This window comes from Streptomyces sp. SLBN-8D4, from assembly GCF_049739545.1.
Classification (GTDB): domain Bacteria; phylum Actinomycetota; class Actinomycetes; order Streptomycetales; family Streptomycetaceae; genus Streptomyces; species Streptomyces canus_C.
This window is the reverse complement of the sequence record NZ_JBMGQC010000001.1, coordinates 472,659-495,712: the sequence shown is the minus strand read 5'-3', so window position 1 is coordinate 495,712 and position 23,054 is coordinate 472,659. Positions and strand designations below refer to the sequence as shown.

The following is a 23,054-nucleotide window of genomic DNA, read 5'->3' as shown; positions in this document are numbered from 1 at the left end:
TGACGGGCTCGAGGGATGCTTCTGAACACGCGCACGGAGCCCCGCGTCAGTCAGGGCCGTGCGCCGCCCGGATGAGGTCAGCGGGCGGCGACCGCGGGTGCAGACTTCTTCCGGGCGCGGTACGCGGCGGCCTTGATCTTGTTGCCGCAGGACTCCATGCCGCACCACTGGCGCCGCATGCCCCGGGAACGGTCGATGTAGACCCGGGTGCACTCGGGGTTGCCACACTCCTTCATCAGCGGCACGTCGGGGCCGCTGAGCAGCTCGACGGCCTGCCGGGCGACGGTGGCCAGGGCCTGCTCCGGCGATGCGTCGGTGTGCCGGCCCGACAGGGTGAGCTGGGGTGTCGCAGGCGTCTTGCGCGCGGCGGCGTTGAGGATGCCGAGCGCCTCCCGGTCGAACTCCTCGCCGAGCCTGCGGCCGGTGACGAGCCGGTAGACGGCCTCGCGTACGGTCGTGGCCTCGCGGACGTCGTCCTCCCTGCCGGGAGTGATCGTGTCCACCAGCCCGGACTCCAGGTACCAGGCGTTCAGCCGCTCCGGCGTCACGAACATCTCGAACCGGGTCGAGCGGCGGGCCCGGAGCGTGGCCGCGAAGTCGAGAGCCGGGTGCCCGCATACGAAGACATGGTCAAGATTCACATCACCATCTTGACAGGTGACTAATGCTGAACGCAAGAACCGTCACCACTTCAGGCGGTTGCCTATCGGCGGCAGCGCCTTCGCGACCGTACGGCAGGGGAGCGGACGTGCGGGTCAGGACCGTTGACCGGGGTGGCCGACGAGAGACGGACCCGCCTCCTCCCGGGACCCGGCTCCGCACTCCAGGCGCACGGCGCGGCCCTGCCGGCGGCGGCGCAGCCAGCGGTCGTGGCTGGCGACGACGATCGCGCCGGGTCCCGGTCCCAGGGCGGCTTCCAGTTCGTCGCACAGTCGTGGGGACGCGGGCTGGAGGACCCCGCCCAGCGCATCGAGGACTTCAAGGCCGCCGTCTCGTACCCCACCACCCGCGAGGAGGTCGCCTCCGACCGCGTCGGTCTGCTCGGCATCTGCGCCTCCGGTGGCTACTCGCCGGCCGCCACCGGCGGCGACCACCCGTCAGGGCCGTCGCGACCGTCTCCACCGCCGAACCCGCCCGCCAGTTCCGCTTCGGCGCCGACGGTTCCCAGGACCCGGCGGTCTTCCAGGCCCTCCTGGACGCCGCCGCCCGGGCTCGCACCCGTGCCGCCCGCGGCGAGGATCCAGGCGTGCTGACGATGTTCCCGGACACCGCCGAGGAGGCGGGCGCCCTGGGCGGCGAACACGGCATCGAGGGCTGGGAGTACTGCTGCGGCGCCCGAGGCCACCACGAGCGCTCCGCCAAGTACCTCACCTGGGACAGCGTCGACAAGCTGGCCTCCAGCGACGTCTTCCGCGTCGCTCCCCTCATCGGCCCCCCCCGCCCCGTCCTGCAGATCATCGGGGAGCGCGCGGTGACCGCCTGGATGGCGATCGAGGCCCACCAGGCCGCCACCGGCCCCAAGGAGTTCCATCGCATTCCCGGCGCCAGCCACGTCGACCTCTACGACAAGCGCGAGTATGTCGACCAGGCCGTCGACAAGCTCGCCGACTACTTCACCGCCCACCTCGACAAGTGACCTGCTGAGCCCACGTACGGGGACACATGCGGGAGGGCGCGTCACTTCGCCCGCAACGGCCCCGCGAAGGACTTGCGCAGCGACCCGGGAGCGGCCAGGGGCAGGAGCACGGCGAGCATCTTGCCCCTGACCGTGCTCGGTTCCCGCGTCAGCTCGACGTCGACACGGGTGCCGCCGCCCTCGGCGGTCAGCCGGAAGACCCAGCCGCCGCCGGCCCCGAAGAGCTTGGAGTCCAGCGTGGTGACGGTGACCGTGTCACCGGCGGGCTCCCACTCGTAGCGCGCCCGCTCCCAGGCAGCCGCGGTCCCCTCGGTGACCTCGGCCCAGGTGTCGCCGAGGCCGTGGACCTCGAAGTGGTCGGCGTCGATCGTGGGCCAGGCCTGGGGGCGGGAGGGACCGAAGTCGGTCAGTACTCCCAGCACGTCCTTGGGGCTGAGCTGGGAGACGAGGTGGACGCGTACGACTGCCATGGGATGTCCTCACCGAGAAGTAACCGTTCTGAGCGGTGACGAGAGATTCCCACACGGTTGCGTCACCAGTCAAGATGGTTACTTTGGTGTCATCGGCGTCGCGCACCCGGAGCCGTTCCGCCACGGAGGCGGGCATGTTGATCGTGAGGCGCAGGGCGTTCGCCCGGCCGCACCGCTCCCTCGCCACCTTCGCCAACGGCTGTCCGGCAGTGGCGACCTACAGCCTGGCGCCGGACGGCTCGTTCGTCCCGCACGGCATTCATGTGCTGGAGATCCGAGGGGGCCTGATCGCACGGATCGTGGTCTTCCTCGACGGCGGGCTGTTCCCGCGGTTCGGCCTTCCCACCTCACTCCCCGGTTCCGGCTCAGGAGCCCAGCGATGACGCCTTCTGGAGACAATCGTTTGATTGCTTCGGGTTAGACAACCTTTGCCAGAGTCTGAACGTCCAAAGAACAACAGGAGACGCGCCGTCTCCGTTTAGGGGGAGCGTTCATGCTCAAGGTGAGCATCGTGGTGCCCGTGTACAACGCGGGGCGCTACATCGACATGTGTGCACCGTCGCTCTTACGCCAGACCTTGGGGGAAGATGCGTACGAGATCATCTACGTCGACGACGGCTCGACCGACGACTCCGCGCAGCGGCTCGACGAGCTGGCCGACGAGTACGCGCATGTGCGGGTGATCCACCAGGAGAACTCCGGCTGGCCCGGCAAACCGCGCAACGTCGGCATCCGGGAAGCTCGCGGCGAGTACATCCAATTCGTCGACCAGGACGACGAGTTGACCCCGGAGGCCCTGGAACACCTGCACCGGATGGCGACCCGCAACGGGTCCGACATCGTCATGGGAAAGGTCATCGGCACCATGCAGGGCCCCAGCAACGTCTTCAAACGCACCGTGGAGCGCTGCACGGTCGAGGACGCGCCCCTCATGGAGAGCCTCACCCCGCACAAGATGTTCCGCCGCGACTTCCTGCTCACCCACGACATCCGCTTCCCCGAGGGCCCGGTGCGCCTGGAGGACCAACTCTTCATGGTCCGCGCCTACGTGCGCGCCAAGACGGTCTCGATCCTGGCCGACCACCCCTGCTACGTATGGAAGCGCCGCGACGACGGCGGCAACACCAGCAGCCGCGGCACCACCCCGGAGGACTACTACGGTCATCTCCGCACGGTCGTCGAGGCCATCAAGCAGGACACCCAACCCGGCCCGCTGCAGAACCACTTGCTCCGCCGCTCCTACCGCGTCGAACTGCTCCGTCCGGTGAACGAACCCCGCGTCCTCCAGCGCACCGGCAAGAACCTCGAGCGCCACTTCGACGTCGTACGCCGTGTGGCCCTGGATGCCTACCCGCCCGGTGTCCGCGACGGCCTACCCGCACTCACCCGACTCCGGGCGCACCTGTTGGAGGAGGGTCATCTGGACTCCCTCGTCGAACTCGGCCGCCGCACCCGGCGCATCAGGCCCGAGGTCACCGTCGACGACATCCGCTGGCGGGACGGAAGGCTCCACGTCACCACCACGATCGGCATGCGCCGCGCCGACGGTGAGCCCCTCGCCCTCGTCGAGCGCTACGGCCGTATGCTCCTCGACCCCGAGCTGCTGGACGGCATCGAGGGCGCCGAGGGCTGGGAGGCCCCGCACCCCCTCGGCCACGCCCACGGCGAACTCCTGGTCCACGACACAGCCAGGGACCTGTGGTGGTTCCCCGACGCCGACCTGACCCCGCGCACCCAGCCGCTCGGCGGGCGCCGTCACCGCGTCGTGCTCACCGGTGAAACGGTCATCGACCCCCTCACTCTGGCCGGAGGCCAGGAGATGGAACCCGGTACGCACGTGGTGTGGGCGAGCGCCCAACTCCTCGGTGTGGGCCGCAGGGCGAGGGTGGCCCGCAGCGACGCCGAGACGCGCGGTGGCGCTCCGGACCTCGGTCTCGGCGCGGGCCTCGGTCTCGGCTTCGGCTCGGTCAGGGTGGGAAACCCACCCCACCTGGTGATCCCGGCCTGGGGCGGCCCGACCGGCCAACTCCGCCTGTCCGTACGCCCACCGGGCCAGGCCACGCTCCCTCACCGCCTCTACCTGCGCACCACATCGGTCCCGCCCATCCGCCGCGCAGCCCGTACGGTCCTCCACCGCCTCCCCCCGGACGTCCGGCGCCGAGCGAAGAAGCTGGCGCGCAGGGCGGACCCCTGGAGCGGCAACTGAGAAGCGCGGTGGCCAGGGCGCTGCGGGACACTGATTCGCCGAGGCGCGGAAGCATCACCGCTGCGGGCCGGTGGGCCGGCTGGTGCGGGAGGGTCGGCCGCACCAGCCGGCGAGGGCAGCGGGTAGGAGACCTCCTCCCGCACGAGCCCCAGCAAGCGGCATCAGCGCAGCGTGACCTCCTGGCCGATCGACCGCTCGCGGGCTGCGGCAATGACCAGCGCCGTGGCCGCGGCGTCCTGCGCGGCGACGCCGACCGACTTGTAGAGGGTGATCTGGTCCGATGTGGTGCGCCCCGGTCTGCTGCCGGCGATGAGTTCGCCCAGTTCGGCGTGCACGTGATCGGCGGTGATGAGGCCGTCGCGGATCGGCATGAGCAGGTCGTTGCTGCCGGCGGGAAGCGGGGCGAGCACGGCCTGCCGCGACTCGACGCAGACCAGAGCCTCAGCCACAGTGGCGTCGTCGATCTCGCGGCCGGCCGGGTTGTAGCCCACGGACGCGATGTGCACCCCCGGTGTCAGCCAGGAACGGCGGATCACGGGTTCGGCGGCGTGCGTCGTCGCGGCGGCGATGTCCGCGCCGTCCAGTGCCTCGGCGTAGCTGGACACGGCCTGGACCTCTCCCTCCAGCACGGCGGAGAGTTCGGCGGCCAGGGCAGCGGCTTTCGCGGGATCCCGGCCCGCGACGCGAATCCGCCGGATCGGGCGGACCCGACAGATCGCGCGGGCGTGGGACCGGGCCTGCACGCCGGTGCCCAGCACTGCCAGCACCGTCGCGTCCTCGCGGGCCAGCAGCCGCGCCGACAACGCGGAGCAGGCGCCGGTCCGCGCCGCGGTGATGGCCGTACCGTCCAGCAGGGCGGTGGGCTCACCGGTGTCCGGATCGAACGCCACGATCAGCGCCTGATGTGTGGGCAACCGTGCCCCGTCGTTGTGCGGGAAGAGCGACACCAGCTTGGTCATGAGCACCCCGGCCGACGGCAGGAAGCCCGGCATGGCCGCCAGGAATCCATCGCGCTCGGGCACCAGGGCGGCGACGCGGTCGGGCACCGAGGCGCGGCCCGCACTGAGGTCTGCCATCGCAACGGCCAGGGCATCGATCAGGGCGTCCACGTCGAGCAGGGCTTCGACCTGCGAGCGGCCCAGAACAAGCATGCGTCTCAACCTCCTGATACCGGTCATACGGCCGACGACCGCACAGCCGAAGCGTCGGCCCCGCCCCCCGACGCCCCGGCTACGACACGCCGTTGCCCGGGAGGAGGATCATCCGTACGCGACTGAGTCCGTACAGCCGGCCATTCGAAAAGGAGGATCGTTTGTTTGGCCGTCAGGCCCGCGGTCAGCAGCGCGCATGTCTCTCCCCCCGCGGTGAACTACCTCGGCCTGAACACCGCACGGGCCAAGAACACACCATCACGGCGCCGCAGAAATTCCTGAACGCGGTCGGCGAAAAGGCCGGAACTCCCGACAGGATCGCCGGGCCGCAGACCCGCGCTCACCGCGTGCCCCGGACGCGACCGATGACGTAGACGACGAGGAGGAGTAGGACCGGCACGGAAGCACCGTTCCGTGGCCGCCGCCTCAGGCGAAGTCGGCCTCGGTGATGCCGTCCGGATGTCCGGACGGCCACCGTCAGGGTCCGTGAGCCACGACGTCTTCGGGCCGTCAGGGCCACCCGGGTACCGGAGGGGCTCGGGCCTCAGGCCGGCTTCGGTCAGCGTCTCCAGGGTGGTGGCGAGCCTCTCCACCTGGATCGCGAGGTGATCGAAACCGCTGCCCACCTCGACCGCTGCGTCACCGGGGCGGTGGACCAGTTCGAGCGAGGCCGCCGGTTCGTCGGGGAACTTGAGGATCACGAGGCGAGCCCCGTCGCCGACCTCGACCCTGCCCAGTTCGGCGTAGCCCAGGGCGGTGTAGAAACCGAGCGAGCGGGCCAGATCGGTGACGCGGTAAGAGACGAAGAGCGTCTTCACGCGGCCTCCCCGGCGCGACGCACCCGGTAACGGAGATGCGTGACGTCTCGGTCCTCGAGCCGTCGGACGAGGTCGAGTTCGATGTGATCGCCGCCCAGGTGGTCGAACAGCCGGCGCCCCTCCCCGAGGAGGACCGGGACCAGGTGGATCTCCATCTCGTCCAGCTGCCCGGCCCGGAGAAGTGCTTGAGCCGCTCCCGCCCCGTGGACCATGACCGGCCGGTCGCCGGCGACTGCACGAGCCTGGCGGGCGCAGTCCTCGACATCGGTGACGAAACGCGCGTGGCCGGGTGGCACGTCCCCGTCGTCCACCTGGTGTGTGAGTACGAAGATGGGCACGCCGTCGTGGTGATCGCCTTGCCAGCGCCCAGCGAGTTCAAAGGTCCGACGGCCGGAGATCAGCGCGCCGGTCGCCAGCGCTTCGCGGTAGACCTGGCCGCTCGGACCGTCGGATTCTCGGTCGTCGAGCCAGTTGAAGAGGCGTCCACCGTCGCGCCCGAGCTCCTGCCCCGGCCGATCGTCCGGGCCGGCGATATAGCCGTCGAGCGACATCGACATGTACAGCCGAATCGGATTGTTCATCCTGGCCTCTCCGTCTTTTCTCCACGACACCCGGGTCCGGCGCTTCTGAGCCGCCGGCTGGGTTGGATGGTCACAAGGGAGACTTCAGGCAACCGGCAAACTCATCGGCCCGACGCGCCGGTCTACGGCGTTCGATGAGATGAACGCGCTCGAAGCGGAGTCCGGCACGGGTCAGGGCGACGAGGGGAGGCCGACTCGATCGGGTTCGCAGCCGCTCGACTCATGGGCGCGCTCGGGGCGGAAACCCACCCCTGCGTCCGTGACACCTTCCTGCTCCACCGCCGGATGCGTCTACGGCGCCCGCCAGGCGGCCTGCACTGGCCCGATGACGGCCAGGCAGTAACGAGCGTGGAGCCGAGTCAATGACCACAAGTCCGCCCCCGGGCAGCCTCCGTTTCGGGCGGGCCGCCCTCAACCGGGCGGAGAGGACAGGGGCCGAGGCGGTGGTCAGGGCTTGCGGGCGAGGCCGGCCGCGATGAGGTGTTCCCAGACCGTGAGTTGCCGTTCCCCGCTGTTGTTCCACGGATTCTCGGCCTGGTCCGGGCGCCACAGGGGTGCCGGGACGATACCGGGGTCGAGGATCTCCAGGCCGTCGAGGAGAGAGGCGATCTCGGCGTCGGTGCGCCACCGGCCGCGGCCGAAGGTCTGCTGGAGGACCCTCTCGGCCTCCTGCGTCTCCGGGTTGTCGCCGGAGCGGAAGTGGCTGACGAAGAAGTAGCTTCCGGAGGGGACGTTCTCGCGCCAGTAGCGGACGACGCCGGCCGGGTCCTCGTCATCGTTGACGTGGTGGAGGATGGCGCTGAACATGACGGCGACGGGCCGGGTGAAGTCGATCAAGCGCATGGTCTCGGGGTGGTTCCGGATGCCTTCGGGGTTGCGGACATCGACCGGCACGACCCGGGTCCGGTCGTCCTTCTCCAGCAGCGCACGTCCGTGGACCAGGACTTGGGGGTCGATGTCGACGTAGACGACCCGGGCCTCGGGCGCGTGCCGTTGTGCGACCTGGTGGACGTTGTCCGCGGTCGGCAGGCCGCTGCCCAGGTCGATGAACTGCTGAATGCCCGTGGTCCGCACGATCTCCCCGACCGCGCGGGTCAGTGCCGCACGGTTGGCGAAGGCGATGGCCACCGAGCCGGGCAGGTCGCGCTTGAACACGTCGCCGATCTCTCGATCCACGGCGTAGTTGTCCTTGCCGCCCAGCAGGTAGTCGTAGACGCGGGCGATGCTGGGCTTGGACGGGTCGATGGAAGAGCCTTCGTACGTCATGGCGATCATTTTCCCCGTAACGTCCCCTGCTGGCCACGGTTTTGGAATGTCCGGACGTACTGATCGGGTCGTGGAGGTCCAGGGCGACATGCCGGCGCGGCAGGTCGTGGAGGCCAGGGGTGCTGATCACGGTGCCGGTGGGGTCGCGGCCGCCAAGGGGGAGGAGCAGCGGGGAGAGGGCAGGGACCTCGTTGCCCTTGCCGACGATCTACCGCGTGCGCGAGCCGCGCACACCTTGTCGTCTCGTCCGCAGGCACGGACTCCCTCGGTGATCAACGGATTCTACGAGCAATGGTTTCCTGATTGCCGGTGGGGTGATGTTGCCGCTTCGGGGCATCCGGGAGGTAACACGTCAGCTCGCACCAGGAGGTACGTCATGATCGCGCTCGGCATCATCCTGCTTGTCATCGGTTTCCTCACCGGCATATCGATCCTGTGGACCCTCGGGATCATCCTGGCCGTGGTGGGCGCCGTTTTCTGGGTCATGGGATCCATGGGGCACGCGGTCGCCGGCCGACGTCACTATTGGTGACCGGGCTGTCCTCGCACCACGTCCGGCGAAATGCCTGCCTTCAGGAGGAGGGCCTGCTCACTGAGCGGGCCCTCCTCCCATGGGAGGCTCGGGGCACCAGCCGGTGAGATGCGTGCGCGGTGCGCGTAGCGCCTACTGATAGCAGGGAGGCGCACACTGGACGGTGAAGATGTTGTTGTGCCCGTCTGCGACGGATGGGGCGACAGGGGTTACTGGGGCAGCCGGGACCCTGCTGGTTTCCCACGGCAACGGAGCCGCCATGGCAGGTGCGCCGAGGGCGCCCAGAGCGGTCGCTACCAGGAACGCCACGGCGATCGCCCGCTAGCCGCCCGTCAGACGGCGTTCCCGCTAGGGCCTGTGTGAGGTCGTGATCATTCTCGGGTTCTGGTCCCGTGCGGGGGTGGGGCCTGGTAGGACGCTGGGTGTGACACGTACGCAACTCACCAACGAGCAGTGGGAGTTCATCGAGCCGTACCTGCCGATAGGCGAGTACGGCCCGTACCCCGAGCGGCTGCGGGAGCAGTTCGAGGGGGTGATCTGGCGGTTCCGCTCCAGCGCCCAGTGGCGCGAGATGCCCTCCGAGTTCGGACCGTGGCCGACGGTCTACGGGCGCTTTCGCGTCTGGCGGGACGCCGGGGTCTTCTCCGCTCTTCTGGAGGGCATGATCGCCGAGGCCGCTCGCCGGGGACAGACGGACTTATCCCTGGTCAGCGTGGACTCCACTACGGCCCGCGCCCACCAGGACGCCGCCGGGATGCACCTCGGCAAGGACGTCATGGACGCCCTTGAGGAAGCCGCCGCCGAACAGGAGCGGGCCCGGCAAAAAGGGGCGGCCCGCCGGGACAGAACGGGCAGGACGGCGGGGACGACCCCGAGCAGGAAGAGCGACGGCGTATCCGGCGGCGGCGCAAGTTCCGGCTGAACCAGGCCCTGCTCGGCAGATCCCGTGGCGGACTGACGAGCAAGATTCATCTCGCCGCGGACCGCAGGTGCCGTCCGCTGTCCCTCGTGCTGACCGCAGGACAGGCCGGCGACAGCCCGCAGTTCGTCCCCGTGTTGCAGAAGATTCGGGTCCGTCTGCCTGTGGGCCGGCCTCGAACCCGGCCCGGCGCTGTCGCCGCGGACAAGGCCTACTCGTCCCGCACCAACCGCTCTTACCTGCGCAAACGCGGCATCAAAGCAGTCATTCCGGAGAAGAAGCACCAGGCCGCCAACCGGAAGAAGAAGGGCCACCGGGGCGGCCGCCCCACGTGCCACGACAGTGATCTTTACAAGGAGCGGAACACGGTCGAGCGGCTCATCAACAAGCTGAAGGCCTGGCGGGGCATCGCCACTCGATACGACAAGTCGCCCGAGAGTTACCTCGCCGGCCTCCACCTCCGTGCCTCAATGATCTGGATCAACGACCTGCTGAAGGCAACTGGCTGATCACAACGTCACACAGGCCCTAGTGCACCCTGATCGTCACGTGCTGCACCGGTGCCGGTCCGGCAGCCAGGACGGAGCAGGAGCCGAGCACCAACAGTGCGATCAGCGCGGCCTTGACGGCACGCCCCAAGTGGTTCCCCCCGGTCGTTCAACGATGGCGATGACAGTGCCACGCACCCGCACGGGCCGCTATGTTTTCGACCCTCTTCGAAACGTCGTCCCCGTGCCGGCCGGCAGGTTGAGAGCGAGTGACGTCGCCGTGTGCTCGACGTGCTTCCCGTCTCTCCTGCTGACGACGAGTCCTGCCCCGCGCAGCACGCCTTTCTGTGGTGCGGGTGGAATGGCCTGCCACGTCGACGAGCACCGCACTCCTGGTCCGGCCGAGCAGTCGGTCCAGCCGTTTCTCGCCCGCTCGGGCGATCTCGAGCGGCTGCTTCATGACGGGGTAGACGAGGACCGGGTCGAGTTCGGGATCAGCAAGTGCCGTGGGTCTGCGCCAGCAGAAATACGACGGTACGAGCATCAGCCCCCGCCCTTCCAGCCGCAGTTCCCGGTCGACGGGATAGTCGACGTCCAGATACGGCGGGTTCCAGCGAGCGAAGGGGTGCAGGCCCTCCAGGAGGGCGGCGGTGCCTCCGTCGAGGACGACGCGCGTGCGAACCGAGACGTCGTCGCCCACGGCCGAACGTACATGCCGCCAGCAGGGGTCCAGGAGCGCCCGGAACGAGGCCCGCAGCGCGTCGGAGACCGGCCGCCTGTACCCGCGCGAGGGAGCCCGTCGGACGGTCCGGCAGTCCGGCAGTTCCGACGACGGCGACCTCTGAACTCTCGTCGCAGCCACAGTGGTTGCCGCACCGGAGGGGCCTTGGCGCCGCTTCATGAAAGGGCAGGGCGCAGAGCGGGAGCACGCGGCTACGCTCACCGCGTGACGCACCGGTGGAAAGGCCACGTAAGCCGTCACCCTCTGTGCGGCGCCGTCGAGTTCACGGTCTCCTGGCATGTGGTGTTGGTGCTGTTCGCCAAGGTGATCCTGCCGCCCCTGGCTCCGTCCTGGTTTCCCGACCTGGGCGCCACCGTGGTCAACGCGGTCTGCTTCGCGGGCGTCTGGGTCGTCCTGTGGCGGTGGGGATGGCTCCGCGTGAGTGGCGCCGCCGCGCTGGGCGGACTGCGGCGCTGGTGGCCGGCTCTGCCGATGCTCCTCGTGGCCTGCTCGTACGCGGTCGCAGGCCTGGAGGGACGTACGACCCTGCTGGTCAGCAGTCTGATCTCGCTGCTGTGGGTCAGCGTCAACGAGGAGATCTACAGTCGCGGCCTCGTACAACAGGTCCTCACCCCGCTCGGTGCGACGCGGGCGGCGATCGGCGTCGGTTTCCTGTTCGGCGTCGGCCACTTGCAGAACTACCTGTTTTTCGGCGCCCCGTTGGACGACACGCTGTGGCAGGTGCTGTCGGCCGGCCTGTTCGGCTTCACCTGCGCGGCGCTGCGGTACGCGATCGGCTCGGTCTGGCCGATGGTCGCCGTCCACGGACTGGATGACTTCTTCCAGATCCGTTCACCGGGAGCGGCACCGGACTGGTGGCAGGTGTGCGTGTACGTCTTCCACGCCGGGTACGGGGTGTGGCTGCTGCGCCACTACGGCACCGGAGATGCCCTTCTGACGCGGGGCGGTGTTCCTGCGGACTCTGGCGAGCGTCCCGAGCAGGCGGGTGCGCTGGACTGACGAGCGGTTGCTCGATGGCGTGGCTGGTCTCGTGTCCTGTTCGGCGCAGGGCACGAACGGGACACGAGACCAGGAGCGGCGTCCCGGCTTTCGCCGGGGAGTGCGGAGGTGGGTGGGGAGCCGGAACAACCCTCGGGTCAGACCGAATCCGTACGCCACGTCCTCAACGCCACTCCGTGCCCGGCCGGTTCATCGGCTCATCGTGCGTGCAGGCATGCCGATGTGCCTCCGGCCTGACGATTGCCGCGGCAGCGGAATCAGACGGGGCGGATGTTCTCCGCCTGCGGGCCCTTCTGGCCCTGCGTGACGTCGAACTCGACCTTCTGGCCTTCCTGCAGCTCGCGGAAACCCTGGGCGGCGATGTTGGAGTAGTGGGCGAAGACGTCGGGGCCGCCACCCTCCTGCTCGATGAAACCGAAGCCCTTTTCGCTGTTGAACCACTTGACAGTGCCCTTGGCCATAACCGTCTCCTTCGAGGGAAACCGGGCCCGCACTCTGCGCGCCCGGAGGTGATCGCCCTGGTCCGGAGAGGCGCTGACACGCAAGAACGCCCGTGACGGCGATCACGGGCGAACAGGACTTCGGAACCACGACTGCTGGATCACGACGCTACACCCGGGGAGTGGCCGCCGCTACCGAGAACGCGGTCGAGTCGGTACCCGGCGTGTCGCCGAACTCCCCCACGTGGGCCTGCTGCTGCTCCTCGGCGATCCGAGTTTGCCCCCTGGTTTCGGGGCCGAACCGGGTCCTGCCGGTCGCGTTCCTGGTGCCGGCCGCGTCGCTGACGCACGCGTTCCGGAAAAAGAAGATTCGACCGGAAGGGCGATCGTCCGGTCCCGGCCGAGGAACATCAGGCCGCCGGGGACCCCGTTGCGTACGCGCCGAAGGTTCTGGCAGGTCAGCCGTCAGATGGATCCGGATTCCAGGAGCAGACCTTCGTCATAGTCGTGCCGTTCGCCGGTGAAGAGGCCGCCGAGGGCGATCACCCGGGCGATGGCCCGGTCGATGTCGTCGACTACGACATCGAGGTGCAGGCGCACCTTTCCACCCTTCAGCTCGGTCACAGGCTGGAAGTTGAGGCGGGGTTGTGGGTCGCCGGGATGGCTGAGACAGACCCGGCCGGGGCGGGACGGCATGCATGGTCGGGCGCTCCAGCAGCGCGCTCCAGAAACCGGCGGTCCTTTCCACGTCCAGGCAGTCGATGGTCACTCCGACCCAGCGGTTCGTCATGTCGTCAGCTCTCCTGTGTCGTCGGGCGGGATGCGGGTGGCCCAGGCTTCCTCGGCCCGGCAGCCGACGGGGCCGCGGGCAGCACAGCAGCGTGAGCCGGGTGCGCGGCTCCCTGGCGTACGCGTTGCCGGGCGAGGTCCGTGGCCGCGTCGGCGGGGGTGGTCTCCCGGGCGCGGGCCCTGTGGAAGACCTGTCGGAGCGTCGCGGCGATGCCGGAGAGCCGCTGGGTCAGCTGTTCCTCGGATTCCCCGCGCAGTTCGACACCGGTGGCGTGGATGACTCCTCCGGCACTGACGACCACGTCGGGTGCCCAGAGGATGCCGCGTGCGGCGAGGAGGCGGGCGGTGGCGGGTTCGTCGAGCTGGTTGTTGGCCGGGCCGGCGACAGCGGCGCAGCGTAGCAGCGGCACCGTGCGCGCGGTCAGCAAGCCGCCGAGTGCCGCGGGCACGAGGACGTCGACCTCCGTCGCGAGGGCGTTGTCCGGACCCACCCAGGTCGCGTCCACCTCCTCGGCCAGGCTGCGGGTGGCGGGGTTGATGTCCGTCACTACGAGCCGCGCGCCGGCACGGGCCAGGAGTCGGGCGACGTGGGCCCCGACCGCACCGAGCCCGATGACCCCGAAGGTCCGGCCGGCGAGCTCCGGTGAGCCGAAGACCTCGTCTGCCACCGCGCCCAGCGCAGCCAGGGCCCCGCGCGCGGTGTGGAAGGAGGAATCGCCGCTGCCGCCGTCGGCCACGGGCCGGCAGCAGACATACGGGGTGCGTTCGCCGATCACGGACATGTCCACCGGGCTGCTTCCCACGTCCGGACCCGCGAGGTAGCGGCCCCCGAGCGATTCGATCGCGTCGCCCAGGTCGTGGAGCAACGCCGTCCGCTCCGCGCCGGTGGGCCGAGTCGTGGTGGGGAGCGCGACGACCGCCTTTGCGCCGCCGTGGTCCAGACCGGCCAACGCGTTCTTCTCGGTCATCGCCGCCGCCAGCCGCAGCGCGTCCGTGATCGCGGCGGCGGGATCCGGGTAGTGAGCGATCCGGCAGCCGCCGGCGGCCGGGCCGAGCGCGGTCGAGTGGATCGCGATGGTGATCGCGAGGCCGCTGCGGCGACCGCGCACGACCTGCACCAGCTCGTGCGAAGGTTTCGGGACGAGGGGGGCCAGAGCGTCCATAAGTACGGCTGTCATGGCGCGAAGCTAGCCGTTCGGACAAAGGCCACGGCCATCAACCGAACGGTATTCGGTACGGGCGCCATAATCGCGGCATGGACGAACTTGATTCGGCGATCGTCCGGCATCTGCAGCGCGATGCGCGGCAGACCAACCGTGACCTCGCCCGCACGCTCGGCATCGCCCCGTCGACCTGCCTGGAACGCATTCGCGCCCTGCGCGCCCGCGGAGTCATCACCGGCTACCACGCCGCCGTCGATCCGGCCGCCCTCAACCGCCACGTCCAGGCGCTCATCCACTTCCAGATCCGCCCCCTCAGCCGAGCGGTCATCGAGGCGTTCAAGACCTATGCGGCCGGTCTGCCCGAGGTCAGCACCGTCTATGTCGTCACCGGCGGGGACGACATGATCGTGCACGTCTCCGCGCCCAGCGTCGACCACCTCCACGGCTTCCTCATGGACAAGTTCACCGCACGCCGCGAAGTCGTCGGATTCCGGACCTCTGTGATCTACCAGCACACCGACAAACAGGTGCTTGAACCCCTCACACCGTGAACCGCCGGCGGTGAAGCCCAAGGCGATCGCGAAGTGCTCGGCGGCCGGCCGGCCGGCTCGGCGGAACGGGGTGGGGCGGGGCCACACCTCATCGCCCCGCACGCCGCCGCCCCGCACGGCGCCTCCTCCACGCTGCCGCCACCTGCACGCCACCGATAGGAGATACTGGGAAGCAGGACGTGGGCGACCAGGGGTGAGGCGTGGGCAGTTCAGGGGAGGCGGGGGCGCTGTCGGCATGGCCGGGTCCGCCCACCAGCGCGCTGCGCGTGCTCCCGCTGACGGACCGGCCGGGCTGGCAAGCGGCCGGAGAGGTCAGCCTGATCACCCGCTCGGCCTGGGAACAGGCCCTGTGCCGCCTTGCCCGGAGCGACGAAGAGACGTGCCACTTGGAACTTTCAGCCGTCACGTTCGTCGACGTCGCCGGCGTCTCCGCTCTGGCCATGACCGCCCAGGGCCTTCCGCAGGGGCGACGCATCGTGATCGAGGAGCCGCCCGCCACCCTGCGGCGCGTTCTGGACTTGTTCTGGCCGGACCTGCTGACTGTCGAGGTGATCGGGCGATGACGGAGCTCAGCACCGAACCGTTCGTTCATCCCGCCTTGTTCTACCAGGGCGAGGAGGAGTACCTGCAGGGCACCGTGCCCTTCATCCGCGACGGCGTGAAGGCCGGGGAGCCGGTGGCGGTGGCCGTGCCCGGGCCGAACCTCGCCCTCCTCAAGGCGGCGCTGGGCGAGGATGTCGCCAAGGTGAAGTTCCTCGACATGACCGAGGCGGGGCGCAACCCCGGACGGATCATCCCGCGGGTGCTGCGCGCCTTCGCGGACACCCACCGCCAGACCCGGGTGCGGATCATCGGTGAGCCGATCTGGGCCGGTCGCAGCACGGTGGAGTACCCGGCATGTGTCCAGCACGAGGCACTGATCAACCCGGCGTTCCAGGGCCGGGACGTCACCATCCTGTGCCCCTACGACGCCGACCGCCTCGATGAGCAGGCACTCACCGACGCGCACGCGACCCATCCGGTGATCATCTCCGGCGGCAGGGAACGGCCCAGCACCGCCTACGCCCCGGAGCACGTGGTCGACCGCTACAACCAGCCCCTGGAGCAGCCGGCCGCGGCCGAGGAACTCGTCTTCCAGGGCGGCCAACTGTCAGGAGCCCGGCAATTCGCGGTCGAGCAGGCCGCGCGGTTCGGTCTATCCGGTGTCCGTCTGGAGGACGTGGCCCTCATCGTGGCCGAGCTGACCACCAACAGCGTGGTGCATGGCGGGGGTTCCGGCACCCTGCGCGTGTGGGCCGACGACAGTCAAGTGGTGTGCGAGGTACGCGACCACGGGCACCTGGGCGATCCGCTCGCCGGCCGTCGCCCACCCGCACGCGACAAGCTCGGCGGCCGGGGCCTGCTGCTCGTGCACACTCTGGCCGACCTCGTACGTATCCACACCGGTACCGAGGGAACGACGGTTCGCTGCTACATCGGTCATCACTGATTGTCGGTGTGATTGTCGGTGTCCTGCGAGGGGCGGAGCGGCGGGGTCACTCACCGCGACCCCGCCGCCACCAGCGTCGCGGTGATGGGTTCGAGCTCGGTGACCAGTTCGTCGAGTTCGCCGGGGGAGAGTGCGTCGTACGGCGGGGCGGCGAGTTCGTCGGTGAGGGCTTCGACGCGTTGCTTGGTCTCGCGGCCGGCGTCGGTGAAGTGGCCTTCGGTGTCGACGAGCCCGCGCTCGCGCAGGCCGTCCATGACCGCGGCGAGCCGATTCTTCGGCAGGTGATGGATGCGCCCGAACGACTCCGGTGGGTAAATGCCCTGCTCCAGCGCGGAGAGCACGTGAGCCTCGGTGCCACCGATGCGCGCGCCGACGAGAGCGGCGACGTGCCCGTCCCCGCGGTGCTCGCGCAGCATGGTCGCGGAATGCCACAGCCGGGCGACCGGATCGTTCGGCACCGGAAGAGCGCGCATACCGGCGTACATCACGCGGCCTTCCGTGGGCGCGTTCGTCGCGGCCTTGGTGGTCAGGTCGGCGGCACGCACCAGGCCAGGGGAGTCGGCCAGCTCCTCGCCGAGAATCCGCCGCAACGAGGCGGCGCTGCCTCGCTCCCGAGCGGCTACGGACGCCTCGGGCGGGATCGTCTGCCACGCGCTCGGGATGTGCCGCGCGGCCTCCCCGTCGGCGAAGCTGTAGAACGCCGCGTGCACGACCTGCGCCGGCACCCGCCCGAGCGGCGCGGCACGGCTGGCGAAGTAGCCGTCCCAGTAGGTGCGGTGGCCGAGCGCGGCCAGCTCCTCGTTGCACTCATCGGCGACGTACGTGACCAGGCAGATCGGTTCCAGTAGCTCGTACAAGCGGCGGGCGCTGTGAGTCATGGCCTACATCATGCCTCGACCCCCTCCCAGGCTACGAACTGCCGCCTATCGTCGGCGTATCGAAAACCGCATACGGGCGGGCAACACCGCGCTGCCTTGTATGGCGGCATGTCCTACAGCGAATCAGCGCGACCAGCCGTGACCGGGGCCGCGGGCGGGGGCCTGACCGTCGAACCGATCAGCGCCGCGGAGCACTTGGCGTTCGTGCGGACACAACGGTCGGTCAGCTTCCTGCAGACCCCGGCATGGGCCCGGGTCAAGACCGAATGGCGCGCCGAGTCCCTCGGCTGGTACGACGGCCGGCAACTGGTCGGCGCCGGGCTCGTCCTGCACCGCCCGGTGCCGCGACTCGAGCGCTTCACGCTGGCCTATCTGCCCGAGGGCCCGGTCATCGACTGGACCGGCGAGATCGACGTATGGCTCGACCCGTTGGCGGCCCATCTCAAGGCACACGGCGCGTTCGCGATCAGGCTCGGGCCGCCGGTGCGCACGGACACCTGGAGCGCGGCACAGGTGAAGGAGGGCATCGCCGACCCGGGCACCCGGCGGCTCACCGACATGGCCGGGCAGTGGACCGACCCGGTCGGCGCCCGGGTGACCGGGCGGCTCAGGGACGCCGGCTGGCTGCCGCAGAGTCCGGAGAACGGCTTCGGGGTCGGGCATCCGCAGTTCAAGTACGAGATTCCGCTGGCCGGCAGGACCGAGGAGGAGTTGCTCGGGGGCATGAACCAGCTCTGGCGCCGCAACATCAAGAAGGCGGCCAAGGAGGGGGTCGAGGTCACGGTCGGCGGGGACCTGAAGGTGTTCCACGACCTCTACGTCCAGACCGCCGAGCGCGATCACTTCACACCCCGACCGCTGCGCTACTTCGAGACCATGTTCGCGGCGCTGAACGCGGAGGACCCCGAGCGGATCAGGCTCTACCTGGCCCGTCACCAGGGCGACGTGGTCGCTGCCACCATCCTGGTCCGAGTCGGTGCCCACGCGTGGTACTCCTACGGCGCCTCATCGACCCACAAGCGCGAGGTGCGCGGCTCCAACGCCTGCCAGTGGGCGATGATCCGCAACTCGCTGTCGGCCGGATGCGACGTCTATGACCTGCGCGGCATCACGCCCACCCTCGATGCCGACGATCCGCACGTGGGACTGATCCAGTTCAAGGTCGGCACCGGAGGCCAGGCGGTGCGATACGTCGGCGAATGGGACCTGCCACTGCGGCCGTTGGTCTACCGGGCCTTCGACCTCTACATCAAGCGGCGCGGGCGATGAGCCTGGGCCCGGCACCCTCGTGGCCCGCACCCGAGGCGAGCGTCCACCGTGTCACCAGCGTCACCAGCGCCTTCGGCGCCCTGCGGTTCCCGGTCGATCGACCCACAAACCGCACGGCGACGCGGTTCCTCCGGCTCACTTTGCCCAACTACGGGAGCGCGGCGGCCACTTCGTCGAGGCGCGCACCGCGGGACGCCTTGACGAGCACGACATCGTGGGCGGACAGGTGGTTGCGCAGCCATTGGACGGCGGCGCCGTTGTCGGCCAGTGCCACCGCCCGGTCGCCCGCGCCATCGGCGATCCGGAGGGCGGTCTTGCCGACCGTGACCACCACGTCGGCCCGGGCGGCGGCGTACTCCCCGACAGCTCGGTGCTCGGCCTCGCTGTCGTCGCCGAGTTCGAGCATCTCGCCGAGTACGGCGATGCGGCGCCCGCCCTCGATCGCGGCCAGGGCGTCCAGGGCCGCGCGGGTCGAGTCGGGGTTGGCGTTGTAGGAGTCGTTGAGCAAAGTCGCGCCGCCGACGAGGTCGCGCAGCTCCATGCGCCATCTCGACAGTGAGGCGGTGGCGAGCGTCGCCGCGGCCACGTCGAGGGACATGCCTGTCACCAGCCCCGCTGCCACGGCAGCCGACGCGTTCAGCGCCTGGTGGGCGCCGACGTGCGGCAGCGCGACGGGGGCCGAAGCATCGGCGGTCCGCAGGGTGAAGGACGGCCGGCCGAGCCGGTCCAGAGCCAGGCCGAGCGCCCGTACATCGGCGTGCTCCGCCCTGCCGAAGGTCAGCACCGGACGGTCGGTGAGTGAGCGCATGGCGACCACCCGGGGATCGTCGGCGTTGAGGACGGCGGTGCCGCCGGGTGCCAGCCCCTGTACGAGTTCACCCTTGGCCTTGGCGATGGCCGCGCGCGACCCGAACTCGCCGAGATGTGCCTGGCCGACGTTGAGGACGACGGCGATGTCGGGCGCCACCAGGCCGGTGAGTTCGGCGATGTCGCCGACGTGGCGGGCTCCCATCTCCAGGACGAGGAACCGGGTGGTCACCTCGGTGCGAAGCATGGTCAGCGGCACACCGAGCTCGTTGTTGAACGAGCCGAACGTGGCGATCGTCGGCCCCACGCTCGACAGGACGGCCGCCAGCAGGTCCTTGGTACTGGTCTTGCCCTGCGAGCCGGTCACCCCGAAAACGGTCAGCCGGTCGAGCAGCCTGCCCACGACGTGGGCGGCGAGTGCCTGCAGCGCGGCCTGGGTGTCCTCGACGACGACGGTGGGCAACGACGTGGGCCGGGACCCGAGGACGGCCACGGCACCGGTCCGGCCGGCTTGTTCGGTGTATGTGTGGCCGTCGACGTGCTCGCCTGCGAAGGCGACGAAGAGGCTGCCCTGTTGGGCCTGCCGGCTGTCGAGCACGGCGGGCGCGGTCACCGCCACCGAACCGTCGCCCGAGACCGTCCCGCCGACGACCGCGGCGATCTCACCAACGCTGAGCGGAATCATGCCGAGGTCTCGCGGGCCCGGAAGAACGGATGCGGGAAAAGCGGAATTTGATGAACGGTCAACGTAGCCATGTGGTCGACGCTACCGTCCTGTTGCATATCGCCGGCGTATCGAAAACCGCATACGTTCCGGCAACACCCCGTCATCTTGACTGTTGGCATGACCCACAGCGAATCAGCCCGAAAGGCGGTCGGCCGCCCCCGATCTCCGGCGACTTCGTCCTCGTCGTCGGGACCGGCAACGGGTATCACCGTCTACGGATGCGGGCCGGACGAGGCCGCCGTGTTCCGGGAGAAGGCATTCCGCTTCGGTGTCGCCATGACCATCACGGAGGCGGCGGTGTCCGAGGACAATGCAGACCTGGCCTCGGGGAATCGGTGCGTCAGCGTGGGTCATAAGACCCGGATCGCCAATTCCGCACTTCTGACCCTCAGCCGAGTCGGCGTAACCTACGTTTCCACGCGGAGCATCGGCTGCAATCACATCGATGTGGAATACGCGGCAAGCCTCGGCATCGCGGTCGAAAATGTCACCTACTCGCCCGACGGCGTGGCCGACTACACGTTGATGTTGATGCTGATGGCGGTACGGAACGCGAAGACGACCGTCCGCCGCTCCGATCGCCACGACTACCGGCTGAGCGAGGTGCGCGGTAGAGAACTGCGCGATCTGACCATCGGGGTCGTGGGAACAGGACGCATCGGCACGGCGGTGGTGGAAAGGCTGCGGGGGTTCGGCGGTCGAATACTGGCCCATGACCGTAGCCCCAAGACGTCTTCCGACCAGGTCTCGCTCGATGACTTGCTGCATCTGAGCGACATCGTGACGCTCCACGCGCCACTCACCACGGAAACGCATCATCTCCTCGACCGTCAACGGATCGAGCGGATGAAGCGTGGCGCCTTCATCGTCAATACCGGACGCGGCTCCCTGATCGACACCGAAGCCCTCGTTACGGCGTTGGAAGGCGGGCGGATCGGCGGTGCGGCACTGGATGTCATCGAAGGAGAAGAAGGAGTCTTCTACGCCGACTGCCGCAACAAGCACATCAAAAGCAAGGCGTTGTTGCGGCTGCAAGAGATGCCGAACGTGCTCATCACGCCGCACACCGCGTATTACACCGATCATGCCCTGATCGACACGGTCGAGAACTCGATCACCAACTGCCTGACATTCGAAAGAAGGAATCAGCATGGCTAGGCTGAAAGTTGGCGTCATATTCGGTGGCTGCTCCGAGGAGCACCCCGTCTCCGTCAAGTCCGCGCGGGAGGTCGCGCGGAATCTGGACGTCGAGAAGTACGAGCCGTTCTACGTCGGGATCACGCAGGGCGGTGACTGGAGGCTCTGCGACGGGCCCGACACGGACTGGGAGAAGGGCGACCACCGCCCGGCCGTGCTGTCACCCGACCGCGGCGTCCGCGGACTGCTCGTCCTGGACCAGGGGCGATACGAGACGATCACGCTGGACGTCGTGCTGCCGGTGCTGCACGGCAAGCTCGGCGAGGACGGTGCGATACAGGGTCTCCTCGAACTCTCCGGCATTCCGTACATCGGCTGTGACATCCAGAGTTCCACGCTGTGCATGGACAAGTCGCTCGCCTACCTCGTCGCCTCCAGCGCGGGAATCCGCACGCCGAACCATTGGACCGTCACGGCGGGCGAGCACATCGATCCCGACCGGATCACTTATCCCGTCTTCGTGAAGCCGGCCCGGTCGGGGTCCTCCTTCGGCGTCACCAAAGTGTCGCGGAGGGAGGAACTCCTGAGTGCGGTGGAATCCGCCCGGCAGTACGACTCGAAGGTGCTGATCGAAGAGGGCGTCGTCGGCAGCGAGATCGGGTGCGCCGTCCTCGGGAACGAGAAGGACCTGATCACCGGTCAGGTGGACCACATCGCACTCTCCCACGGCTTCTTCAGGATCCATCAGGAGGACCAGTCCGAGACCGGATCCGACAACTCCGTAGCGATCGTTCCCGCCGACATCCCGGAAGAGTCGCGATCACTCGTCGCGGAACAGGCGAAGGCCGTCTACCGTGCCCTGGGATGCCGGGGACTGGCGCGGGTGGACATGTTCCTCAAGCAGGACGGCGAAGTAGTCCTCAACGAGGTCAACACGTTCCCCGGCATGACGTCGTACAGCCGCTATCCGAGGATGATGGCCGCTGCGGATCTTCCGCTCACCGAAGTGATCGACCGGCTGGTGTCACTGGCACTGCCGGGGGAGCCGCGATGAACGAGGAATTCGCCTTCGTGGACGAACTCGTACCCGGAATACGCTGGGACGCCAAGTATGCCACCTGGGACAATTTCACCGGAAAACCGGTCGACGGCTACCTGGCGAATCGCATCGTCGGCACGAAGGTCCTGTGCGCGGCACTGGAGAAGGCGCGGGACAAGGCCGCGTCCCTCGGTTTCGGCCTGCTGCTCTGGGACGGCTACCGTCCCCAACGCGCCGTGGACTGCTTCGTGCGCTGGTCGCAACAGCCGGAGGACGGCCGGACCAGGTCACGGCACTATCCGAACATCAACAGGCCCGACATGTTCGAGAGGGGATACGTGGCCACCAGGTCGGGCCACAGTCGGGGCAGCACCGTCGACATGACCCTGTATCACCTGGAGTCCGGCGAACTCGTCCCCATGGGTGGTGGACACGACCTGATGGATTCCCGCTCCCGCCATGGAGCAACGGAAATCAAGCCAACCGAAGGGCGAAACCGTGAACACCTGCGTTCCATCATGGAGGACTGCGGGTTCAGCTCGTACGCATGCGAATGGTGGCATTACACACTGAAAGACGAACCCTACCCGGACACCTTCTTTGATTTTCCCATCACTCAGTACTCCAGCTGAAGAGTGTCGCGGTCCTTCCGAGCCATGGCCGCAGGCCTCGCTGCGCGAGCTGCAGTACCTCGTCCGGGCGCCGCTCGTCAGCTCGTTCGGTCACCACGAGACCCCAGCCCTTCCGGCGGACCGCGCCAAGGGTCACCGCACGCTCGCGCTGCAGGTACGTCACGGCCGAGGCGACGTCAGCCACTGGCGGACGTACCTCGTAGCCGGCGAGTTTCCCGACTAGCCCAGCTCCGTTGACGGCTGGGACTGTCACGTCCTGCCCGCAGCCGAGCCCCGTCTGAGCTCTCGGCGTCGCGTGACTGGTCGTAGGATCTCCCGTCGGGGA

Annotated in this window: 22 protein-coding genes and 4 pseudogenes; 13 read left to right on the top strand and 13 right to left on the bottom strand. The window is 69.0% G+C overall.

Going from position 1 to position 23,054, the window contains the following annotated elements; genetic code table 11:
- Positions 1-77: 77 nt before the first annotated feature.
- Positions 78-641: a CGNR zinc finger domain-containing protein gene (locus tag RKD20_RS02195; protein WP_424876121.1), complete on the bottom strand. Its 564-nt coding sequence runs from the start codon at positions 639-641 to the stop codon at positions 78-80.
- A gap of 114 nt (positions 642-755) precedes the next feature.
- Positions 756-941 (bottom strand): annotated as a pseudogene (locus RKD20_RS02190) (ABC transporter ATP-binding protein); the annotation flags it as partial.
- Between RKD20_RS02190 and RKD20_RS02185 the strand changes: the two are divergent.
- A pseudogene (locus RKD20_RS02185) lies at positions 942-1,636 on the top strand (alpha/beta hydrolase); the annotation flags it as partial.
- 41 nt (positions 1,637-1,677) lie between these two features.
- Here the strand turns inward: RKD20_RS02185 and RKD20_RS02180 are convergent.
- The gene (locus RKD20_RS02180; RefSeq protein WP_424876120.1) at positions 1,678-2,106 is read right to left on the bottom strand and encodes a hypothetical protein; all 429 of its coding nucleotides are present in this window, start codon (positions 2,104-2,106) and stop codon (positions 1,678-1,680) included.
- Positions 2,107-2,240: 134 nt separating this feature from the next.
- Here RKD20_RS02180 and RKD20_RS02175 point away from each other — a divergent pair, with 134 nt between their 5' ends.
- Both RKD20_RS02175 and RKD20_RS02170 read left to right on the top strand, forming a co-directional pair.
- Positions 2,241-2,489 carry a hypothetical protein gene (locus RKD20_RS02175; RefSeq protein WP_424876119.1) on the top strand — a complete coding sequence of 83 codons (249 nt, stop codon included), beginning with the start codon at positions 2,241-2,243 and terminating at the stop codon, positions 2,487-2,489.
- Positions 2,490-2,599: 110 nt separating this feature from the next.
- Positions 2,600-4,312, top strand: a complete 1,713-nt coding sequence (locus RKD20_RS02170; RefSeq protein ID WP_424876118.1) for a glycosyltransferase — start codon at positions 2,600-2,602, stop codon at positions 4,310-4,312.
- 161 nt (positions 4,313-4,473) lie between these two features.
- On the opposite strand, the gene RKD20_RS02165 is transcribed toward RKD20_RS02170, so the two are convergent.
- From RKD20_RS02165 to RKD20_RS02150, 4 genes and pseudogenes are all read right to left on the bottom strand, one after another.
- Positions 4,474-5,463, bottom strand: a complete 990-nt coding sequence (locus tag RKD20_RS02165) for an ornithine cyclodeaminase family protein (protein WP_424876117.1) — start codon at positions 5,461-5,463, stop codon at positions 4,474-4,476.
- A 426-nt stretch (positions 5,464-5,889) separates the two neighbouring features.
- Positions 5,890-6,281, bottom strand: a pseudogene (locus tag RKD20_RS02160) (VOC family protein).
- The gene (locus tag RKD20_RS02155; RefSeq protein ID WP_424876116.1) at positions 6,278-6,862 is read right to left on the bottom strand and encodes a dihydrofolate reductase family protein; all 585 of its coding nucleotides are present in this window, start codon (positions 6,860-6,862) and stop codon (positions 6,278-6,280) included. Before RKD20_RS02155 ends, RKD20_RS02160 begins: the two are co-directional and overlap by 4 nt.
- A 447-nt stretch (positions 6,863-7,309) precedes the next feature.
- A complete protein-coding gene (locus RKD20_RS02150; protein ID WP_424876115.1) occupies positions 7,310-8,128 on the bottom strand; it encodes an SAM-dependent methyltransferase in 819 nt (272 codons plus the stop codon).
- A gap of 376 nt (positions 8,129-8,504) precedes the next feature.
- On the opposite strand from RKD20_RS02150, the gene RKD20_RS02145 reads away from it, so the two are divergent.
- Positions 8,505-8,660, top strand: a complete 156-nt coding sequence (locus tag RKD20_RS02145; RefSeq protein WP_020120291.1) for a DUF6131 family protein — start codon at positions 8,505-8,507, stop codon at positions 8,658-8,660.
- Positions 8,661-9,084: 424 nt separating this feature from the next.
- Positions 9,085-10,088 (top strand): annotated as a pseudogene (locus tag RKD20_RS02140) (IS5 family transposase).
- A gap of 148 nt (positions 10,089-10,236) precedes the next feature.
- Here RKD20_RS02140 and RKD20_RS02135 read toward each other — a convergent pair.
- Entirely contained in the window at positions 10,237-10,767 is a 531-nt protein-coding gene (locus RKD20_RS02135; RefSeq protein WP_424876114.1) for a hypothetical protein, read from the bottom strand.
- A 246-nt stretch (positions 10,768-11,013) separates the two neighbouring features.
- Between RKD20_RS02135 and RKD20_RS02130 the strand changes: the two genes are divergently transcribed.
- Positions 11,014-11,808, top strand: a complete 795-nt coding sequence (locus RKD20_RS02130) for a lysostaphin resistance A-like protein (protein WP_424876113.1) — start codon at positions 11,014-11,016, stop codon at positions 11,806-11,808.
- Between the two features lie 257 nt (positions 11,809-12,065).
- On the opposite strand, the gene RKD20_RS02125 is transcribed toward RKD20_RS02130, so the two are convergent.
- From RKD20_RS02125 to RKD20_RS02115, 3 genes are all read right to left on the bottom strand, one after another.
- On the bottom strand, positions 12,066-12,269 hold the full coding sequence (locus RKD20_RS02125) for a cold-shock protein (RefSeq protein ID WP_020120296.1): 204 nt from the start codon (positions 12,267-12,269) through the stop codon (positions 12,066-12,068).
- Positions 12,270-12,713: 444 nt separating this feature from the next.
- Positions 12,714-12,944 carry a VOC family protein gene (locus tag RKD20_RS02120; RefSeq protein ID WP_424876112.1) on the bottom strand — a complete coding sequence of 77 codons (231 nt, stop codon included), beginning with the start codon at positions 12,942-12,944 and terminating at the stop codon, positions 12,714-12,716.
- 98 nt (positions 12,945-13,042) lie between these two features.
- Positions 13,043-14,215 (bottom strand): Glu/Leu/Phe/Val dehydrogenase dimerization domain-containing protein, encoded by a 1,173-nt coding sequence (locus RKD20_RS02115; RefSeq protein ID WP_424876111.1) that lies wholly within the window; start codon positions 14,213-14,215, stop codon positions 13,043-13,045.
- A 77-nt stretch (positions 14,216-14,292) separates the two neighbouring features.
- Between RKD20_RS02115 and RKD20_RS02110 the strand changes: the two genes are divergently transcribed.
- From RKD20_RS02110 to RKD20_RS02100, 3 genes are all read left to right on the top strand, one after another.
- A complete protein-coding gene (locus RKD20_RS02110) occupies positions 14,293-14,751 on the top strand; it encodes an Lrp/AsnC family transcriptional regulator (RefSeq protein WP_007379519.1) in 459 nt (152 codons plus the stop codon).
- Between the two features lie 266 nt (positions 14,752-15,017).
- Complete coding sequence (locus RKD20_RS02105) at positions 15,018-15,314, top strand: STAS domain-containing protein (protein ID WP_424876110.1); 297 nt, start codon at positions 15,018-15,020, stop codon at positions 15,312-15,314.
- Complete coding sequence (locus RKD20_RS02100) at positions 15,311-16,240, top strand: anti-sigma factor RsbA family regulatory protein (RefSeq protein ID WP_424876109.1); 930 nt, start codon at positions 15,311-15,313, stop codon at positions 16,238-16,240. The genes RKD20_RS02105 and RKD20_RS02100 overlap by 4 nt, the downstream gene beginning before the upstream one ends.
- Positions 16,241-16,290: 50 nt before the next feature.
- Here RKD20_RS02100 and RKD20_RS02095 read toward each other — a convergent pair whose 3' ends face one another.
- Positions 16,291-17,118 carry an SCO6745 family protein gene (locus RKD20_RS02095; protein ID WP_424876108.1) on the bottom strand — a complete coding sequence of 276 codons (828 nt, stop codon included), beginning with the start codon at positions 17,116-17,118 and terminating at the stop codon, positions 16,291-16,293.
- A 108-nt stretch (positions 17,119-17,226) separates the two neighbouring features.
- Between RKD20_RS02095 and RKD20_RS02090 the strand changes: the two genes are divergently transcribed.
- Positions 17,227-18,387 carry a lipid II:glycine glycyltransferase FemX gene (locus RKD20_RS02090; RefSeq protein WP_424876107.1) on the top strand — a complete coding sequence of 387 codons (1,161 nt, stop codon included), beginning with the start codon at positions 17,227-17,229 and terminating at the stop codon, positions 18,385-18,387.
- 148 nt (positions 18,388-18,535) lie between these two features.
- Here the strand turns inward: RKD20_RS02090 and RKD20_RS02085 are convergent, their stop codons facing one another.
- A complete protein-coding gene (locus RKD20_RS02085; protein WP_424876106.1) occupies positions 18,536-19,879 on the bottom strand; it encodes a UDP-N-acetylmuramoyl-tripeptide--D-alanyl-D-alanine ligase in 1,344 nt (447 codons plus the stop codon).
- A gap of 159 nt (positions 19,880-20,038) precedes the next feature.
- Between RKD20_RS02085 and RKD20_RS02080 the strand changes: the two genes are divergently transcribed.
- Genes RKD20_RS02080 through vanX form a run of 3 tightly spaced genes read left to right on the top strand, consistent with a single transcriptional unit; the run spans position 20,039 to position 22,729 of the window.
- Positions 20,039-21,079: a D-isomer specific 2-hydroxyacid dehydrogenase family protein gene (locus RKD20_RS02080; protein WP_424876105.1), complete on the top strand. Its 1,041-nt coding sequence runs from the start codon at positions 20,039-20,041 to the stop codon at positions 21,077-21,079.
- Entirely contained in the window at positions 21,072-22,112 is a 1,041-nt protein-coding gene (vanA, locus tag RKD20_RS02075; RefSeq protein ID WP_424876104.1) for a D-alanine--(R)-lactate ligase, read from the top strand. The genes RKD20_RS02080 and vanA overlap by 8 nt, the downstream gene beginning before the upstream one ends.
- Positions 22,109-22,729, top strand: a complete 621-nt coding sequence (gene vanX / locus RKD20_RS02070) for a D-Ala-D-Ala dipeptidase VanX (RefSeq protein ID WP_424876103.1) — start codon at positions 22,109-22,111, stop codon at positions 22,727-22,729. The genes vanA and vanX overlap by 4 nt, the downstream gene beginning before the upstream one ends.
- The last annotated feature ends 325 nt before the right edge of the window (positions 22,730-23,054 follow it).

Coding starts and splice junctions, on each gene's coding strand:
- RKD20_RS02110 (WP_007379519.1), top strand. CDS start 14,293: ATGGACGAACTTGATTCGGCGATCGTCCGGCATCTGCAGCGCGATGCG.
- RKD20_RS02095 (WP_424876108.1), bottom strand. CDS start 17,118: ATGACTCACAGCGCCCGCCGCTTGTACGAGCTACTGGAACCGATCTGC.
- RKD20_RS02145 (WP_020120291.1), top strand. CDS start 8,505: ATGATCGCGCTCGGCATCATCCTGCTTGTCATCGGTTTCCTCACCGGC.
- RKD20_RS02180 (WP_424876120.1), bottom strand. CDS start 2,106: ATGGCAGTCGTACGCGTCCACCTCGTCTCCCAGCTCAGCCCCAAGGAC.
- RKD20_RS02085 (WP_424876106.1), bottom strand. CDS start 19,879: ATGATTCCGCTCAGCGTTGGTGAGATCGCCGCGGTCGTCGGCGGGACG.
- RKD20_RS02100 (WP_424876109.1), top strand. CDS start 15,311: ATGACGGAGCTCAGCACCGAACCGTTCGTTCATCCCGCCTTGTTCTAC.
- RKD20_RS02170 (WP_424876118.1), top strand. CDS start 2,600: ATGCTCAAGGTGAGCATCGTGGTGCCCGTGTACAACGCGGGGCGCTAC.
- RKD20_RS02165 (WP_424876117.1), bottom strand. CDS start 5,463: ATGCTTGTTCTGGGCCGCTCGCAGGTCGAAGCCCTGCTCGACGTGGAC.
- RKD20_RS02150 (WP_424876115.1), bottom strand. CDS start 8,128: ATGACGTACGAAGGCTCTTCCATCGACCCGTCCAAGCCCAGCATCGCC.
- RKD20_RS02090 (WP_424876107.1), top strand. CDS start 17,227: ATGTCCTACAGCGAATCAGCGCGACCAGCCGTGACCGGGGCCGCGGGC.
- RKD20_RS02115 (WP_424876111.1), bottom strand. CDS start 14,215: ATGACAGCCGTACTTATGGACGCTCTGGCCCCCCTCGTCCCGAAACCT.
- vanX (WP_424876103.1), top strand. CDS start 22,109: ATGAACGAGGAATTCGCCTTCGTGGACGAACTCGTACCCGGAATACGC.
- RKD20_RS02155 (WP_424876116.1), bottom strand. CDS start 6,862: ATGAACAATCCGATTCGGCTGTACATGTCGATGTCGCTCGACGGCTAT.
- vanA (WP_424876104.1), top strand. CDS start 21,072: ATGGCTAGGCTGAAAGTTGGCGTCATATTCGGTGGCTGCTCCGAGGAG.
- RKD20_RS02175 (WP_424876119.1), top strand. CDS start 2,241: ATGTTGATCGTGAGGCGCAGGGCGTTCGCCCGGCCGCACCGCTCCCTC.
- RKD20_RS02125 (WP_020120296.1), bottom strand. CDS start 12,269: ATGGCCAAGGGCACTGTCAAGTGGTTCAACAGCGAAAAGGGCTTCGGT.
- RKD20_RS02120 (WP_424876112.1), bottom strand. CDS start 12,944: ATGCCGTCCCGCCCCGGCCGGGTCTGTCTCAGCCATCCCGGCGACCCA.
- RKD20_RS02080 (WP_424876105.1), top strand. CDS start 20,039: ATGACCCACAGCGAATCAGCCCGAAAGGCGGTCGGCCGCCCCCGATCT.